This is a genomic window from Pantoea sp. Ft-CA_14, assembly GCF_024520875.1.
Classification (GTDB): Bacteria; Pseudomonadota; Gammaproteobacteria; order Enterobacterales; family Enterobacteriaceae; genus Pantoea; species Pantoea agglomerans.
On sequence record NZ_JALNPM010000018.1, the window covers coordinates 79553 to 94619 of the forward strand.

A 15067-nucleotide genomic window follows, 5' to 3' on the forward strand; every position below is an offset into this window, starting at 1 on the left:
TCGCCCTGGAATAATCGCCTTATTGAAGTGATTGTCTGGCGGATGCACAAAAGCCTGCGGTATAGCTCACGAAAGTGGCAAATACCCGTGCAAAATCCGCCCCGGATAACGCTTTCCCCCGCTGTTTGTGAGGGTCTTCACTTGCTTTTGGATAATCGACCCAAAACAGCGAGACGAATTGCCTTAATGGTGGTCATTTGCACAATGCGCGACCCGCCCCGCCTCCCTATACTGAAGCTGGCAAACAAGGGCGTGACAGGTCAGATCATTACAGCGTGCCGCACAAGTACGGTACGACAGACGGGAAGGTGAGCGATGAACCCAAAAACAGATGAACAACCGCTCTATATCAAAGTCCATGAGCACGACAATGTGGCGATTGTGGTTAACAGCCTGGGTCTGCCAGCCGGTACGCAGTTTGCGGATGGTCTGACCCTCACAGAGCATGTGCCGCAGGGCCACAAAGTGGCGCTGAGCGCGATTAATCAGGGTGCAGAGATCGTGCGTTATGGCGAAGTCATAGGCTTCGCATTGCGGGATATTGCCCAGGGCAGCTGGATTGACGAGTCACTGGTTGCGCTGCCGGAAGCCCCTCCGCTGGAGAGTCTGCCGTTAGCCACTCAGGTTCCGCCTGATTTGCCGCCGCTGGAGGGCTATACCTTTGAAGGTTACCGCAATGCGGATGGCAGCGTAGGCACGCGTAACCTGCTCGGCATCACCACCAGCGTCCACTGCGTGGCCGGTGTGGTGGATCATGTCGTACAGATCATTGAACGGGATTTACTGCCGCGCTATCCGAACGTGGATGGTGTGGTTGCCCTGAACCACCTTTATGGCTGTGGGGTGGCGATCAACGCACCCGCGGCGGTCGTGCCGATTCGCACCATTCATAACCTGGCGCTGAATGCCAATTTCGGTGGCGAAGTGATGATCGTCAGCCTCGGCTGTGAAAAGTTACAGCCAGAGCGTCTGCTGACTGGCACCCCCGACGTGCAGGCGATTTCGCTGGACGACCATGACATCGTGCGTCTGCAGGATGAAAAGCTGGTGGGCTTTGGCGCGATGGTCAATGAGATTCTGCAGGTGGCGGAGCGTCATCTCCAGCGGCTGAATCAGCGCCAGCGCGAAACCTGCTCTGCAGCAGAACTGATTGTCGGCATGCAGTGTGGTGGCAGCGATGCGTTTTCGGGCGTGACGGCAAATCCGGCAGTGGGCTTTGCCTCTGATCTGCTGGTGCGTTGCGGTGCCACCGTGATGTTCTCGGAAGTCACGGAAGTGCGTGATGCGATTCACCTGCTGACGCCGCGGGTGATTAATCAGGAAGTCGGTAAGCGCTTACTGGAGGAGATGGCCTGGTATGATAATTACCTCGACCAGGGCCAGACCGATCGCAGCGCTAACCCGTCGCCGGGCAATAAGAAAGGCGGGCTGGCGAACGTGGTGGAAAAAGCGCTTGGCTCGATCGCAAAATCGGGACGCAGCGCCATTGTTGAAGTGCTCTCGCCCGGCCAGCGGCCCACGCGACGCGGATTGATCTACGCGGCCACGCCCGCCAGCGATTTTGTCTGCGGTACACAGCAGCTGGCATCCGGTATCACCCTGCAGGTGTTTACTACTGGTCGCGGTACGCCTTACGGTCTGGCCGCGATTCCGGTGATCAAGATGGCGACGCGTAATGCGCTGGCAGAGCGCTGGCACGATCTGATGGACATCAATGCCGGGACGATTGCTACCGGTGAAGAGAGTATTGAGCAGGTGGGCTGGCGACTGTTTGAATTGATTCTGGATATCGCCAGTGGCAGGAAGCAGACCTGGTCCGATCGCTGGGGCATTCGTAATCAGCTGGCGGTGTTTAACCCGGCGCCTGTCACCTGACAGTGCACTCAACGGATATCGCCGTGCGCACACTACAGGCTTATCTCTGTAAGGCAGAGATAAGCCTGGCCTTGCAATCAGAGCTGCGCGCCCCAGGCTTCAACCCACGGCGAGGTTACCGCCTCCGGTTCCGGATTTTCAGTGGCATCAACCAGTAACACCTCACCAACCCGCTGAGCGCCCTGCTCCTGCAGCAGCGCGTCAAAGGTTTTACCCGCGCCACAGAAATGGTCATAGCTGCTGTCACCCAGCGCAATCACGCCATAGCGCAGCGCGGGCTGATGACCGAGCTGATCTTTAATCGCATGGAACAGACCTGAAATCGTGTCGGGAAAATCGCCATGCCCGGTAGTAGAAGTGACAATTAACGCCACGTCGCTGGCATAGTTTTGCCAGTCAGCCAGCGTCGGATCGTCAAACACCGTTACGCTGTGCCCCTGCTGCTGCAGAATGGGCTCTGCTTCTTCCGCGACCAGTAGCGCATTGCCATATACCGTACCTACAAAAATGCCAATCTTTGCCATCTGCTTTCTCCCTTATTCTGAAACGTTATCCTGTCCTGGCGCTGCGTCAAACTCAACCCGCGGCACCTCAGGAATGCGATCCTGCCAGCCAAACTGGTTCATCAGATTCTGCCAGACGCCATCCAGTCCGGCGCGAAGCAGCAACGGTTCACCGGTTACCGGATGAGTTAATGCCAGGCTGCTGGCGTGCAGCATCAGGCGGTTAGCGCCAAAATGTTCGGCAGCACCCCGGTTCTGACGCAGATCGCCGTGCGCCGAATCGCCAATAATCGGATGACGCAGGTGTGACATATGACGACGCAGCTGATGCTTGCGACCGGTTTTAGGAGCCAGTTCAACCAGGCTATAACGCGAAGTGGGATAACGGCCAATGCCGACCGGCATCTCGACCGTTGCCAGTGACTGATAATCGGTGACCGCGGGCTGTGCGGTGCGCGCTTCCGTGGCGTGTTTATCGGCAATCTTATCCAGCTCTTCCACCAGCGGATAATCGAGCGTCCCGCTGCTCTCCAGCCAGCCGCGAACCACAGCGTGGTAGGTTTTCTGCATCTGGTGCTGTTCAAACTGCTGGGAAAGCAGACGTCCGACTTCACTGGAGAGCCCCATCAGCAGTACCCCTGACGTGGGCTTGTCGAGACGATGCGCCGTAAACACATGCTGCCCAATCTGATCACGAACGGTCTGCATCACAAACACCGTTTCATGGCGATCCAGCCAGCTGCGATGAACCAGCCAGCCGCTGGGCTTGTTGACGGCAACCAGCCACTCATCCTGATAGAGTATCTCCAGCATCAGTGGGCAGCATCCGTGATTAACGCATCAAGTTGACGCAGGGTCAGCAACAGCGGCGCAATACCCGGCTGGTCAGGCACCAGAGCCACCTCATAATAGGGGGCCACGGCAAAATTTTGTGGTAACGGATGTCGGGCCGCAATCAGGGCATGCATCCGCGGGACTAACACCCACTGGAGCCACTGCAGCGGCTCCAGCGTATCCAGGCAAAAGGGTTCGCGGCTCTCGAGCGCCCCCTCGGCCGGCGGGGTACTCTGCCAGAGATGATGCTCACGCATCACTGCTTCCAGTTGTTCCAGCCGTTGCGTAATCAATTGTTCAGGCGTCATGCGCCACCTCCGCGAGCAGTCAAAAATGGGCGGCAAGCATATCACTTGTTGGCACAGGCACAAAAAAAGGGAGCACTGTATAAACAGTGCTCCCGGTTCGTTTGCAGCCATCCCGCCACGTTAATGCTCCCTGCTCTTCCATGACAACTTGTCCAGTGCGAACTCCTGTCGCGCATCGTCCTGATGTATCCTTAGCATCCTGGCCCACCACCTCTTCTGAGGGGGTTCTCATTCTCCATCCTGGAGGTGTCCCTTGCTCAATCCTGAGCGATCCTGTTTCATCCTGAAACCTTCCGTGTGCCGTAAGCTCCGTTACGTTCCTGCCTCATGGCTTATCATCATCCTGACGATATCTTTTTCCTGAGCCTCCTGCAGTGTGAAACATTTTGACAGAACTCGTTACGCGCACAAGGTACTCACAGCAGAACTTTACGAAATGTGCGGCGTAAATTCAGATAAACGCCATTAAGTTGATGATTCACAATATTTTTACATCTCAGCCTTCCGGAAGTCTCACCTGTTATATAGCGATCTCTCACAGCACATGTAAGAGATGTCTCACAAGACCAGGGGCAAATCACTGCAACTCAGATGATAACCGGTTGTAATGACTTAAGAAATATCTCAAGCGTTTCCGCTAATTTCACACGCTGTTTACCGCCGGGCTGCTCCAGAATCACTTCGCCGCTGAGATTAGAAAGCGAGATGATCTCCTGTTCTGACTCGGTGGTGGCGATAAACAGCGTAGGCGACTGTTTAAGGCGGCGCTGCATCACCAGATGCCCGATCAGATTCTCCTGTAAACGCAGGAAATCATCCTCACTCCAGACCTGTAAGAGTGTCAGCTGATTCTCACCAAAACTGGCCTGCATATCGCCGGCAAACTGCGTGGTATAGAAAGCCGTGATCTGCGGCTGGAGCTGGATGTCGATCGCCCGCTCAACTGCATCCAGCGTCTGTGGCAGAGTAAAAGGCTGCGGCTGCCAGACGACCCGCTGATCGCGATCCTCCAGGGCACAGGGCGAAGGTACACCAAAGAGATCGCTGCTGGCCGGCGCATGCCCGGCCTGCTGAAGCCAGTGCTGGCAGTATCGGGTGGTAAAGTCGCGCAACGCGGCGGCAGTTTGCTGCATCATTCATATTCTCACTTCTGATGGGTTACACTTAGCCACTTTGATTAATTTTGGTGGTAACCGCAATGACTACTCACGAACAGGATCAGGCACTCAGCAACCTGACGCTGGGCAAACCCACAGCCTATCACGATCATTATGACAACAGCTTACTGCAGGCGGTGCCGCGCAGCCTGAATCGTGAACCCCTTGGCCTGTTTCCCGACAGTCTGCCCTTTACCGGCAGTGATATCTGGACCCTGTATGAACTCTCGTGGCTCAACAGCAAAGGTCTGCCACAGGTCGCCGTTGGCGAAGTGGTGCTCGATGCGCAGAGCCGCAACCTTATCGAGTCAAAAAGCTTCAAGCTCTACCTTAACAGTTTCAACCAGACCCGCTTTGCCGACTGGGGCGAGGTTCGTCAGACGCTGGAGCGGGACCTGAGTGCCTGTGCTGAAGGTGAAGCGCGGGTCGCGCTGTTCCGTCTCAATGAAGTGGAAGGTCAGCCCATCGGCCATTTTGAGGGGTGTTGTATTGATGAGCAGGATATCGCCATAGAGGATTACCGCTTCAATGCTGACTATCTGGCCGATGCTGCGGGCAGCGAAATCGTTGAAGAGACGCTGGTCAGCCACCTGCTCAAGTCAAACTGTCTGATTACCAATCAGCCCGACTGGGGCTCCGTGATGATTCGTTATAAAGGCCCGCGTATCGACCGTGAAGCACTGCTGCGCTATCTGGTCTCATTCCGCCAGCACAACGAATTTCACGAGCAGTGTGTCGAACGCATTTTTAATGATGTGATGCGTTTCTGCCATCCGGAAGCGCTGACGGTGTATGCACGCTACACCCGTCGTGGCGGACTGGATATCAATCCATGGCGCACTAATGTGCCCTTCTCGCCCGGTTTTTCGCGACTGGTTCGTCAGTAGTTTGCGAGACTTCTCGCAGGCTGCGTGCCGTAAGCGCAGTTCCGCTTGAGCTGTGCGGGCCGACAAGGCTACTCTGGTGATGGCGGCTACCTGCGGGTGGCCGACCAGGGATTTTCGTCACTGCCGTTGCAGTGCCAACACGCACCCAGGCGGGTGTAAAGGAGTTCATTTGATTACCCATATCAGCCCTCTTGGCTCGATGGATCTGCTTTCACAGCTGGAAGTCGATATGCTCAAGCGCACAGCCAGCAGCGACCTCTACCAGCTGTTTCGCAACTGCTCTCTTGCCGTGCTTAACTCCGGCAGCCAGACTGACAGCAGCCAGGAGCTGCTCTCCCGCTTTGAAAATTTCGACATCAATGTGTTGCGCCGTGAGCGCGGCGTCAAACTGGAGCTGATCAATCCACCGGAGGAGGCGTTTGTGGATGGCCGCATCATCCGTTCACTGCAGGCTAACCTGTTTGCGGTGCTGCGTGACATCCTGTTTGTCAGCGGTCAGCTCAACATGCCGGGTCGGTTCACTGCGGCTGAAGAAAATGACTCCGCCACTATCACCAACACCGTGTTTTCCATTCTGCGTAACGCGCGGGCGCTGCATATCGGCGAGTATCCCAACACCGTGGTCTGCTGGGGCGGTCACTCGATCAACGCCGTTGAGTACCAGTATTGCCGCAATGTCGGAACTCAGCTTGGACTGCGTGAACTGAACATCTGTACCGGCTGCGGGCCGGGCGTGATGGAAGCGCCAATGAAAGGGGCCGCCGTAGGCCATGCTCAGCAGCGCTATCGTGACAGCCGCTTTATCGGCCTGACCGAACCCTCCATCATTGCGGCAGAACCGCCGAATCCGCTGGTGAATGAGTTGATCATCATGCCGGACATCGAAAAACGTCTGGAAGCTTTTGTGCGCATTGCCCATGGCATCATCATTTTCCCGGGCGGCGTAGGGACCGCAGAAGAGTTGCTCTATCTGCTGGGCATCCTGATGAATCCGCAGAACAGCGATCAGGTATTACCGCTGATCCTGACCGGGCCGGAAGAGAGCGCCGACTACTTCCGCGTGCTGGATGATTTCATCGTTAACACCCTGGGCGAACAGGCGCGTAAGCATTATCAGATCATCATCAACGATGCAGCCGAAGTGGCGCGTCTGATGAAGAAAGCGATGCCGCAGGTAAAAGAGAATCGTCGCGAAACCGGCGATGCTTACAGCTTTAACTGGTCGATTCGCATTGAACCCGATCTGCAGGTGCCGTTCCTGCCAACCCATGAAAACATGGCGAATCTCAATCTCTACACCAATCAGCCACCCGAAAAGCTGGCTGCTGACCTGCGCCGCGCCTTCTCAGGCATCGTAGCCGGTAACGTCAAAGAGATGGGCATCCGCGAAATCCGCGAGAAGGGACGCTACAAACTGCATGGCGACCCCGACATCATGCACCGCATGGATGAGCTGCTTCAGGGATTCGTTGCACAGCAACGCATGAAACTGCCAGGCACCGCCTACATTCCCTGCTACGAAATTATCAAATAAACCAGGAGGCAGCCCCCGGGCTGCCCATACTCTCATGGCTCTTCATCTTGTTATTGTTGACGCATTGAATCTGATTCGCCGTCTGCATGCGGTACAGGGCTCACCCTGTGTCGAAGGCTGCGTGGCCGCGCTGCGCCAGATACTGGGTCACGCCCATCCGACTCATGCGGTGGCGGTGTTTGATGGCGAAGCACGTCATCAGGGCTGGCGTCATCAGCTGCTACCCGATTACAAAAGCGGTCGCCCGCCGATGCCAGACGATTTACAGGCAGAGATGCCAGCGTTACAGGAGGCCTTTCGCGCCGCAGGCGTAAGCTGCTGGATAGCGGGCGAGGATGAGGCGGACGATTTAGCGGCGACGCTGGCGGTGAAAATGGCTCAGGCCGGACATCAGGCCACCATTGTTTCAACCGACAAAGGCTACTGTCAGCTGCTGGCACCCGAGATCCGCATCCGTGACTACTTCCAGAAACGCTGGCTTGATCTGCCTTTTATCGAGGCTGAATTTGGTGTGGCGCCACAGCGGTTACCCGACTACTGGGGGTTGTGCGGCATCAGCAGCAGTAAAATTCCGGGCATCACCGGCATCGGTCCGAAAAGCGCGAAACAGCTGCTGACAGAGTTTCACACGCTTGAAGGGATCTATCAGCAACTGGATCAGGTGCCAGCCAGATGGCGGGAGAAGCTCGCTGAGGGTCGGCAGATGGCAGAGATCAGCCGTCAGGTCGCAACCCTGAAGCGGGATCTGGTGCTGCAGGGCAATCTGAATACGCTGCGTTATACCGGCTGAGTGCCCTTGCACTCAGCCCGGCGATTAACGTTCGTCGCGACGACCACCGGCAGCCGCCCAGATTCGGCGCACATGTACGGTCACCTCTTCGCGGTCATGGTAAAGCTGACGAGCGCGAATCTGCACGTTAATACCATTATCATCGAATCGTTCCTGCATCATGGCCAGATTCTGCGTCACCTCTTCATAGCGCTTTTTCATGGGCAACTTAAGGTTGAAGATCGCTTCACGGCACCAGCCGTTGACCAGCCAGTCGGTCATCAGGTTAGCCACGCGCACCGGCTTCTCCACCATGTCACACACCAGCCAGCTGATGTTGGTGCGTGGCGGACGGAATTTAAAGCCATCCGCTTTCTCGTGCATCACCTGGCCCGTATCCATCAGGCTCGGTGCCATCGGTCCGTTGTCCACCGCATATACCATCATGCTGCGCTGCACCAGCTGATAAGTCCAGCCGCCCGGACAGGCACCGAGATCCACGGCGTACATGCCGCTGGCTAAACGCTCATCCCACTCATCCGCAGGGATAAAGACGTGAAACGCCTCCTCCAGCTTAAGGGTGGAACGGCTTGGCGCATCGGAGGGGAACTTAAGGCGTGGAATACCCATGTAAAACGGCGAGCTGTTTTCCCGGATGGAGTAGCCGACGTAGCAGGTGCCCGGCGCGATGAAAAACACATGCACGACCGGGCGTTTCGGGCTCTCATAATTCAACAGGATTTTGCTTTCACGCAGTGCCGAGCGCAGCGGCACGGTGAACTTGCGGCAGAACTTAGTCAGCTCTTTGGCTTCGTTGGTGTCTGGCACTTCAACACGCAGTTCGCCGCCCTTTTCCACTACGCCGGTCAGCATGCCGACAATCGGGGTAATGCGATCTTCCTGCGGCAGGTCACGCAGCATTTCGCCGACGACCAGCATCTGACGGGCAAAAATCAGCTCGTCAAATGGCAACTCACGTGCCAGCCGCTCGGCATCTTCAAACTGATAGCACTCAAACAGCACGTAGCCAGAGTCATCTTTAACCCGTGGAAAGCCGTAGATTTCACGTTCAGCCGCTTTGGCGCTGATTTCCGCCGCACACTCTTTTTCAAAACCGGGACGACAATAGAGTAAAACTTTATTCATGGCGTTCTGCCTTTCGTTTAAGACGCAGCGCGCCAATCAACATCAATACCCAACCGGCGAGGAAACAGACCCCGCCCACGGGGGTGATAAAAACCCAAAACTTCAGATGTGACAGCGCCAGACAATAGAGGCTGCCACTAAACAGCACGGTGCCGAGCGCCATCAGCGCACTGCTCCAGTAAAACCAGATATTGGCGCGGCGTAACATCGCAGCACCCAGCCCCATCACCGCTAAGGTGTGATAAGCCTGATATTCCAGCCCGGTATGAATCCAGGCCATTTCAGCCGCACCAAGCGACTGACTCAAAACGTGGGCACCAAATGCGCCAAAAGCCACCAGCAGAAATCCGCTGATAGCCGAAAAAACAAACATGGCACGACTGGACATTAACCGATCCTCAGAGTCCTTTTGCATCTGAATGCAAATAAATCAATACGTTATTGTTGATAGCGAAAGCGGAATTTTTCTTGTTCGGTTGCAGCTTTTTCCAGGATCCACTGTCGGAAGGCGGCTATTTTACCCAGTTCTGCCTGACTGTCATGACAAACCAGATAAAAAGCGTTTTTACTGACTAATACATCATTAAACGGGCAGATTAATCGCCCGGCTTCTATTTCGCTCTGCGCCATGACGTTATTCGCCAGCGCCACGCCCTGACCATGAATCGCCGCCTGCAATACCATGGCGCTGTGGCTGAAGATTGGCCCCTGCTGCACATTGATATGCTGCAGGCCCAGTTGCCGGATATAAGATTGCCAGTCCCGGCGGGAGGCATCATGCAGCAGAGTAAAACGCGACAGATCCATCGGCGTTTTCAGCGGATTATCCCCGGTCATCAGCGACGGTGAACAGACCGGCAGCAGATATTCGGCATAAAGTTTTTCAACCCGCAGGCCGGGCCAGTTACCCCGGCCGTAAAAAATCGCCACGTCGACATCGTCGGCCAGTTTCTCTTCGTCGCGGTCAACCGCCTGGATACGCACGTCGATTCCCGGATAAGCCATATTAAAGCTGGAGAGGCGGGGAACCAGCCACTGAATGGCAAAGCTCGGCAGTAAACTGACGGTCAGCGCACCCTTGGCACTGCGTGCCTGCAGTTTGCGGGTCGCTTCGTTGATTGCCGAGAAAATTTCTTTGATATCGAGATAGTAGCTTTGTCCTTCTTCGGTCAGTAATAGCGAACGATTCCTCCGGCGAAATAGCTTTAACCCCAGAAAATCTTCCAGAGATTTAATCTGATGGCTTACAGCAGCCTGGGTGACAAACAGCTCTTCTGCGGCTTTGGTAAAGCTTAAATGGCGTGCAGCTGCATCAAAAACACGCAGTGCGTTGAGAGGAGGAAGGCGTTTCGACATGGTTTTCCGTATCCGGATCGGCAAAAAATACGCTGGCTTATACAAAGCGTTTACGTATTAGAATTTTTAATCCGAGGCATTATAATTTGTCCGTTGAGGAACCTCCAGCAAATACCTATAGTTGCCGCACTTCCTGAGCCGGAACGAAAAGTTTTTAGATTTGTGAGTGAGTTCGCAGATTTTCTGAAAGCTTTTGGCTTGTGGTCGTGATGTTGTGTTTGCAATTTTTGATCCGACGATTGCGGATCGAACTCTTAATTCCTGTAGATTTACCCTGTCTGTCCATAGTGATTTTTAAATAGCACCGCAAATTGCGGTGCTTTTTTTTTGCTGCTTAGTTGCCAGACTCTACCATCTCTTTGACATCAGAGCGGTTGATTTGCTGCTCGTTGCCATTCGCATCTTTATAGCTGATCATGCCGGTATCGTTATCGACTTTAGGCTTGCCGGCAGCCACAATGGTGCGACCATCATTGGTATGCATCACGTAATTGCTTGAACAGGCACTCAGGGTAAAAGCCAGGGTACACACGGCCAGTACTGCGGTTAATTTTTTCATCTGCTATCTCCTTGTAGATTGATTGCATCAAACCACCCGCGTTACGCTAACCAGAGGCAGCCGATAAGTGAGATCGACTAGTAAACGTCCGATCGTTATGCGGGTTTGGTTCAAACCTTGCAATATTCAGCATAACGCGCTTTTCCAGCTTTGCCAGACGCAGACCATTCTTTCAGTGTGGTCCTAATTTTTCTTATCATGGACCAGGCATGACCGCATTTAATCCCACCGCATTTCGCCAGCAGTTTCCCGCACTCGCCGATGCAGGCGTTTATCTCGACAGCGCAGCGACCACGCTGAAGCCGCAGGCCGTCATTGACAGCACGCAGCAGTTTTACAGCCTCAGCGCGGGTACAGTCCATCGCAGCCAGTTTGCCGCCGCCCAGGCCTTAACCCATCGCTATGAGCAGGCGCGCAACCGGGTTGCCCGCTGGCTTAATGCCGCTGACGATCGTGAGATTGTCTGGACGCGCGGCACCACCGAAGCGATAAACCTGGTGGCAAACAGCTGGCTGCGCCCGCGCTTACAGCCTGGTGATGAGATTGTGGTCAGCGAGGCAGAACACCACGCCAACCTGGTGCCCTGGCTGATGACCGCGCAGGCGTGCGGTGCCCGCGTCGTAAAATGGCCGTTAGGCGCGGATCGCCTGCCGGATATCAGCCAGCTGCCCGCCCTGCTCAACAGCCGTACCCGCCTGCTGGCGGTCGGACAGATGTCGAACGTCACCGGCGGATGTCCCGCACTCGCTCAGGCGATCCCGCTGGCTCACGCCGCAGGCGCGAAAGTGATGGTCGATGGCGCACAGGGCGTGGTGCATTGTCCGCCTGACGTACAGGCGCTGGATATCGACTTTTACGCCTTTTCCGGACATAAGATTTACGGCCCGATGGGCATTGGCGCGTTATATGGCAAAGCGGAACTGCTGGAGGCGATGGAGCCCTGGCAGGGCGGCGGTAAGATGATAACGGATGTCGATTTCAGCGGATTCACGCCGCAGCCGGTGCCGTGGCGTTTTGAGGCTGGCACCCCGAATGTGGCGGGCGTGGTGGGCCTGAGTGCAGCACTGAGCTGGCTGGGGCAGTACGATCTGCCCGAAGCGGAGCGCTGGAGTCAGCAGCTTGCGACGCTGGCGGAAGAGCAGCTGGCGGAATTACCCGGTTTCCGCAGCTTCCGCTGTTCAAATGCCAGCCTGCTGGCATTTGAATTCGCTGGCCTGCATCACAGCGATCTGGTGACGCTGCTGGCTGAGCAGGGAATCGCCCTGCGCGCTGGCCAGCACTGCGCGCAGCCGTTGCTGGCGGCGCTGGGCGTCAGCGGCACGCTGCGGGCCTCTTTTGCACCCTATAATAATCTGCAGGATGTTGATGCGCTGGTGCGCGCCATGAAGAGCGCCATCTCGCTGTTATCGGAGTTTTGATTATGCATTCATCGCCGTTAGCGCCACACCCGTTTGGCGAAGAGATTACCGTTACCAGCCTGAAAGAGAGCTTTGGCCGCTTTCATCAGTGGGAAGATCGTTATCGTCAGCTGATCCAGCTGAGCCGCCAGTTGCCTGCCTTACCCGGGGAACTGAAAACAGCGGAAATTGAACTGAGCGGTTGTGAAAATCGGGTCTGGCTGGGCAGTCAGTTACGCGAAGATGGCACGCTGCATTTCTATGGTGACAGTGAAGGACGTATTGTGCGCGGCCTGCTGGCCGTGCTGCTGACCGCCGCTGAGGGCCAGACGCCGCAACAGCTGCTGGCGATGGATCCCTTAAAACTGTTTGATGAACTGGGCCTGCGCGCCCAGCTCAGTGCCTCCCGCAGCAGCGGCCTGCAGGCGCTGGCCGCCGCAGTGGAGCACGCCGCGCGTCAGGCGCTGACGGCGTCCTGACGGGCAGCACGCGCCAGAAACTTCTTCAGCGCATGCGAGACGGCAACAAAGCCGAAGGTGGCGGTCACCATGGTGGCCGCGCCAAAGCCGGAGGTGCAATCCATTCTCTTCGGCCCCTCCGCTGTGCTGCGTGAAGCACAGACGCTGCCATCAGCCTGCGGATAGACCAGCGCTTCGGTAGAAAAGACGCAGTCGATGCCAAGTTTGCCCTTGCTGTTTTTCACCACGCCCAGGCTTTTCAGTCGTTCGCGCAGCTTAGCCGCCAGCGGATCCTGGATGGTTTTCGCCAGATCGGCGACCTGGATCTGAGTGGGATCGATCTGCCCACCCGCGCCACCGGTGGTGATCAGCGGGATCTTATTCCGGCGGCACCAGGCGATCAGGGCCGCTTTCGGTCGCACGCTGTCGATAGCGTCGATCACATAGTCGAAACCGGCTGCCATCAGTTCGGCGGTGTTCTCTGGCGTAATAAAGTCATCAATGCAGATCACTTCGCAGTCAGGATTAATCGCACGCAGCCGTTCTGCCATCACTTCTGTTTTGGCTTTGCCGACGTTGCCCTGCAGCGCATGAAGCTGCCGGTTAGTGTTGGTAATACAGACATCATCCATATCAATCAGGGTGATTTTACCAATCCCGGTGCGCACCAGCGCTTCCGCCGCCCAGGATCCGACACCGCCAATACCGATGACGCAGAAGTGTGCGTCAGCAAAACGTTGCAGCGCATCCTGGCCATAGAGACGCGCCGTGCCGCCAAAGCGCTGATGCCAGGCGTCATTTAACACTTTCATAGTTGAACCTGTTACGTCGTGCGGGCCCGAAGGCCCGCAGAGAAGAAATTAGTTAGCGCCGAGAAGCAGTGAACCATTATTACCGTTTTGCGGGCTGGAGAACAGCGGTTGTCCGGCGCCCGGTGCGGCTTTAATTACCCAGACGCGTCCGTAGTGATTATAGAAGCCCGCCAGATGCGCAGCGTCGGGGCCGATACCCTGATAGATATCAAAGTGCTGGCCTTTAATCGCGCCACCCACGTCGAGTGCCACCATCAGGCGCATCTCATATTTGCCGTTGAATTTGCCCTTCTCATTTAACTGCGGCACTTCAGCCAGCAGTACGGTGCCCGCCGGAATAATTGAGCGGTCAGACGCAACGGAGGCTTTCGCCACCAGCGGAACTGCGCTGGCACCGCGCACCGGCGTAAACGGCTCAGCCTTAAAGAAGACAAATGATGGGTTGGTTTCCAGCAGCGCACGGACCTCCTGCGGTGAGTGCTCCTGCGCCCACTGACGAATCGCCTGCATCGACATATCTTCGCGCTTCACTTCACCGCGATCGATCAGCTCTTTGCCAATGCTGTGATAACCCCAGCCATTTTTACCGGCGTAACCAAAGAAGGTCATCGGGCGGCCATCGCCAAAGTCGACATAACCACTGCCCTGCACATCCATCATGAAGTTATCAATCAGGGAATTGCTGTAGGCGATGATGTAGCGGTCATCGAGTCCGCCACTATAGATAGAGGCACGGCTCGGTAATTTTTCTCCGCGTTTGCGCGGCGGCATACGGTAGATGGGATACTGGAATTCACCCTGACGGGTGTAGCGCGCTTCTACTACCGGCGTGTAGTAACCGGTGAACTGCACGTTACCGTAGTTATCCGTTCCCTCCATCTGCCAGGCGTTAAGCCCATACTGACGAAGCTGTCGGGTATCGGCACCCGCCATCAGCCAGCTCTCAATTGCACTATAAGTGCCGTTCTGACGGCTATACAGGGCGGATGAGGCGGACTGAATCTGACGGACCTGCTCGCCAAAGTCTCTGCCATTAACCGGTGCGCCTTTGGCATTGGGCTGATTCACCAGCGCCAGCGGTTGTTCCAGTTTGCCATCTTTATATTGCTGACCGCGATCGGTCGGTTTGGAGCTACAGGCCGCCAGCAGCGTAATTAACGCGCCAGTGAGTGCATACTTCACCCAATGTGATTTCATTATCTTCTCTTTTTATAACTGTTCGCCCCGCGACGATAGCAAAGCCCCCGACAGAATGAAATGCATCCGCTCAGACGTCGCGCATATCAGTTTAATAATTAACCAGATGGTTGAATCCTTCAGCAACTGGCTGTTAATTTGGCTTTTATCTGCAAAAAGGGGTTGCATGAATTAGCGCGGAGAGTATAGTGCGCTTCCACGGACGCGGGGTGGAGCAGCCTGGTAGCTCGTCGGGCTCATAACCCGAAGGTCGTCGGTTCAAATCCGGCCCCCGC

The 15067-nt window shown here is 55.9% G+C and carries 16 protein-coding genes; 6 read left to right on the forward strand and 10 right to left on the reverse strand.

The features are described 5' to 3' along the window. The first annotated feature begins 315 nt into the window (after positions 1–315). Positions 316–1875, forward strand: coding sequence for a galactarate dehydratase (gene garD, locus NR195_RS21305; protein WP_010248593.1), 1560 nt, complete (start codon positions 316–318; stop codon positions 1873–1875). 77 nt (positions 1876–1952) lie between these two features. On the opposite strand, the gene NR195_RS21310 is transcribed toward garD, so the two are convergent. The 4 genes from NR195_RS21310 to syd form a co-directional block, all read right to left on the reverse strand. Further along, complete coding sequence (locus NR195_RS21310) at positions 1953–2399, reverse strand: flavodoxin (RefSeq protein WP_010248594.1); 447 nt, start codon at positions 2397–2399, stop codon at positions 1953–1955. 12 nt (positions 2400–2411) lie between these two features. Beyond that, positions 2412–3191 (reverse strand): tRNA pseudouridine(65) synthase TruC, encoded by a 780-nt coding sequence (truC, locus tag NR195_RS21315; protein ID WP_033769942.1) that lies wholly within the window; start codon positions 3189–3191, stop codon positions 2412–2414. Then, complete coding sequence (locus tag NR195_RS21320) at positions 3191–3520, reverse strand: YqcC family protein (protein ID WP_022623807.1); 330 nt, start codon at positions 3518–3520, stop codon at positions 3191–3193. The genes truC and NR195_RS21320 overlap by 1 nt, the downstream gene beginning before the upstream one ends. 587 nt (positions 3521–4107) lie before the next feature. Beyond that, on the reverse strand, positions 4108–4656 hold the full coding sequence (gene syd, locus NR195_RS21325; protein WP_010672142.1) for a SecY-interacting protein: 549 nt from the start codon (positions 4654–4656) through the stop codon (positions 4108–4110). 62 nt (positions 4657–4718) lie between these two features. Between syd and queF the strand changes: the two genes are divergently transcribed. The 3 genes from queF (at position 4719) to xni (ending at position 7888) form a co-directional block, all read left to right on the forward strand. Then, complete coding sequence (gene queF, locus NR195_RS21330; RefSeq protein ID WP_109652221.1) at positions 4719–5564, forward strand: NADPH-dependent 7-cyano-7-deazaguanine reductase QueF; 846 nt, start codon at positions 4719–4721, stop codon at positions 5562–5564. Positions 5565–5733: 169 nt separating this feature from the next. Continuing rightward, on the forward strand, positions 5734–7098 hold the full coding sequence (gene ppnN / locus NR195_RS21335) for a nucleotide 5'-monophosphate nucleosidase PpnN (protein ID WP_010672144.1): 1365 nt from the start codon (positions 5734–5736) through the stop codon (positions 7096–7098). 34 nt (positions 7099–7132) lie between these two features. Next, complete coding sequence (gene xni / locus NR195_RS21340; protein ID WP_158131411.1) at positions 7133–7888, forward strand: flap endonuclease Xni; 756 nt, start codon at positions 7133–7135, stop codon at positions 7886–7888. Between the two features lie 24 nt (positions 7889–7912). Here xni and rlmM read toward each other — a convergent pair whose 3' ends face one another. The 4 genes from rlmM to NR195_RS21360 all read right to left on the reverse strand — a co-directional run bounded on the left by rlmM (position 7913) and on the right by NR195_RS21360 (position 10928). Further along, on the reverse strand, positions 7913–9013 hold the full coding sequence (gene rlmM / locus NR195_RS21345; protein WP_010248609.1) for a 23S rRNA (cytidine(2498)-2'-O)-methyltransferase RlmM: 1101 nt from the start codon (positions 9011–9013) through the stop codon (positions 7913–7915). Continuing rightward, the gene (locus tag NR195_RS21350) at positions 9006–9401 is read right to left on the reverse strand and encodes a DUF423 domain-containing protein (protein WP_010248611.1); all 396 of its coding nucleotides are present in this window, start codon (positions 9399–9401) and stop codon (positions 9006–9008) included. The genes rlmM and NR195_RS21350 overlap by 8 nt, the downstream gene beginning before the upstream one ends. Positions 9402–9451: 50 nt before the next feature. Then, positions 9452–10369: a transcriptional regulator GcvA gene (locus NR195_RS21355; RefSeq protein ID WP_003854641.1), complete on the reverse strand. Its 918-nt coding sequence runs from the start codon at positions 10367–10369 to the stop codon at positions 9452–9454. 334 nt (positions 10370–10703) lie between these two features. Then, entirely contained in the window at positions 10704–10928 is a 225-nt protein-coding gene (locus NR195_RS21360; protein ID WP_010248613.1) for a YgdI/YgdR family lipoprotein, read from the reverse strand. 209 nt (positions 10929–11137) lie between these two features. Between NR195_RS21360 and csdA the strand changes: the two genes are divergently transcribed. After that, positions 11138–12346, forward strand: a complete 1209-nt coding sequence (gene csdA, locus NR195_RS21365) for a cysteine desulfurase CsdA (RefSeq protein WP_256844888.1) — start codon at positions 11138–11140, stop codon at positions 12344–12346. Positions 12347–12348: 2 nt separating this feature from the next. Continuing rightward, positions 12349–12804 carry a cysteine desulfurase sulfur acceptor subunit CsdE gene (csdE, locus tag NR195_RS21370; protein WP_256844889.1) on the forward strand — a complete coding sequence of 152 codons (456 nt, stop codon included), beginning with the start codon at positions 12349–12351 and terminating at the stop codon, positions 12802–12804. On the opposite strand, the gene tcdA is transcribed toward csdE, so the two are convergent. Together tcdA and mltA are read right to left on the reverse strand one after the other, a co-directional pair. Beyond that, complete coding sequence (tcdA, locus tag NR195_RS21375; RefSeq protein WP_010248618.1) at positions 12783–13595, reverse strand: tRNA cyclic N6-threonylcarbamoyladenosine(37) synthase TcdA; 813 nt, start codon at positions 13593–13595, stop codon at positions 12783–12785. The two genes, csdE and tcdA, sit on opposite strands and share 22 nt — an antisense overlap. Positions 13596–13643: 48 nt before the next feature. Next, positions 13644–14792: a murein transglycosylase A gene (gene mltA / locus NR195_RS21380; RefSeq protein ID WP_010248620.1), complete on the reverse strand. Its 1149-nt coding sequence runs from the start codon at positions 14790–14792 to the stop codon at positions 13644–13646. Positions 14793–15067 lie beyond the last annotated feature (275 nt).

Excerpts from the sequence above, each read along its gene's own strand:
- garD (WP_010248593.1), top strand. The coding sequence starts at position 316 with ATGAACCCAAAAACAGATGAACAACCGCTCTATATCAAAGTCCATGAG.
- NR195_RS21310 (WP_010248594.1), bottom strand. The coding sequence starts at position 2,399 with ATGGCAAAGATTGGCATTTTTGTAGGTACGGTATATGGCAATGCGCTA.
- truC (WP_033769942.1), bottom strand. The coding sequence starts at position 3,191 with ATGCTGGAGATACTCTATCAGGATGAGTGGCTGGTTGCCGTCAACAAG.
- NR195_RS21320 (WP_022623807.1), bottom strand. The coding sequence starts at position 3,520 with ATGACGCCTGAACAATTGATTACGCAACGGCTGGAACAACTGGAAGCA.
- syd (WP_010672142.1), bottom strand. The coding sequence starts at position 4,656 with ATGATGCAGCAAACTGCCGCCGCGTTGCGCGACTTTACCACCCGATAC.
- queF (WP_109652221.1), top strand. The coding sequence starts at position 4,719 with ATGACTACTCACGAACAGGATCAGGCACTCAGCAACCTGACGCTGGGC.
- xni (WP_158131411.1), top strand. The coding sequence starts at position 7,133 with ATGGCTCTTCATCTTGTTATTGTTGACGCATTGAATCTGATTCGCCGT.
- rlmM (WP_010248609.1), bottom strand. The coding sequence starts at position 9,013 with ATGAATAAAGTTTTACTCTATTGTCGTCCCGGTTTTGAAAAAGAGTGT.
- NR195_RS21350 (WP_010248611.1), bottom strand. The coding sequence starts at position 9,401 with ATGTCCAGTCGTGCCATGTTTGTTTTTTCGGCTATCAGCGGATTTCTG.
- NR195_RS21355 (WP_003854641.1), bottom strand. The coding sequence starts at position 10,369 with ATGTCGAAACGCCTTCCTCCTCTCAACGCACTGCGTGTTTTTGATGCA.
- NR195_RS21360 (WP_010248613.1), bottom strand. The coding sequence starts at position 10,928 with ATGAAAAAATTAACCGCAGTACTGGCCGTGTGTACCCTGGCTTTTACC.
- csdA (WP_256844888.1), top strand. The coding sequence starts at position 11,138 with ATGACCGCATTTAATCCCACCGCATTTCGCCAGCAGTTTCCCGCACTC.
- csdE (WP_256844889.1), top strand. The coding sequence starts at position 12,349 with ATGCATTCATCGCCGTTAGCGCCACACCCGTTTGGCGAAGAGATTACC.
- tcdA (WP_010248618.1), bottom strand. The coding sequence starts at position 13,595 with ATGAAAGTGTTAAATGACGCCTGGCATCAGCGCTTTGGCGGCACGGCG.
- mltA (WP_010248620.1), bottom strand. The coding sequence starts at position 14,792 with ATGAAATCACATTGGGTGAAGTATGCACTCACTGGCGCGTTAATTACG.